This is a genomic window from Testudinibacter crocodili, from assembly GCF_006228025.1.
GTDB lineage: Bacteria > Pseudomonadota > Gammaproteobacteria > Enterobacterales > Pasteurellaceae > Chelonobacter.
In genome coordinates this window covers 1-593 of the sequence record NZ_VDHF01000142.1, presented here as the reverse complement: position 1 = coordinate 593, position 593 = coordinate 1, and the positions used below count along the sequence as shown (strand labels likewise).

The 593-nt window shown below is 42.7% G+C and carries 1 protein-coding gene and 1 tRNA gene; one reads left to right on the top strand and one right to left on the bottom strand.

The window, feature by feature from the left end; genetic code table 11:
* Positions 1-216 precede the first annotated feature (216 nt).
* Positions 217-292: transfer RNA gene (locus FHQ23_RS11850), tRNA-Ala, on the top strand.
* 114 nt (positions 293-406) lie between these two features.
* Here FHQ23_RS11850 and FHQ23_RS12650 read toward each other — a convergent pair.
* Positions 407-593 (bottom strand): hypothetical protein (locus tag FHQ23_RS12650; protein ID WP_267963712.1); only part of this gene is annotated, 187 nt, incomplete at its 5' end.

The following is a 593-nucleotide window of genomic DNA, read 5'->3' as shown; positions in this document are numbered from 1 at the left end:
GGTTGCGATACTCATATGCCAGTGCATACTGCGTTTCTCACCTCAAATCGCTTTTGAATAAGCGAATTGGCTTTTAGCTTCATCATCTTGAATATCTACGATGCTCATGTGCGATTTGCACACTGCGCTTCTCGATTTCAATCTGATTTTGCTAAAATCCTTGGTTGAAGTTTCTAGGACCAGTGATTAGGACTGGCTCAATACGGGAAAAAGGAAGGGGCTATAGCTCAGCTGGGAGAGCGCCTGCTTTGCACGCAGGAGGTCAGCGGTTCGATCCCGCTTAGCTCCACCAGACTTTAACTTATCATAAAACGTCATGAATAGATGATGTATCGCTGATAAGGGTTTATTGATGAATAGTGAGTTTTCTTAGCCAATACTTTATGAGGTAAAACATAAAGTGCGGTTAAGAGGATTGACTATTGGTTGAAAGATCGATTTGTTCTTTAAAAATTTGGACACAAGCTAAAAACTGAAGAGAACTCAAGCGTTCGAGAGGACGTAAGAGCTGAGTATTCGAGAGGTCGAGCAATCGACAATCGAAAGAGGCTTGTTTAGTGAGAAAAGGCACTGGGCAAGTCAGCGTAGGGAAA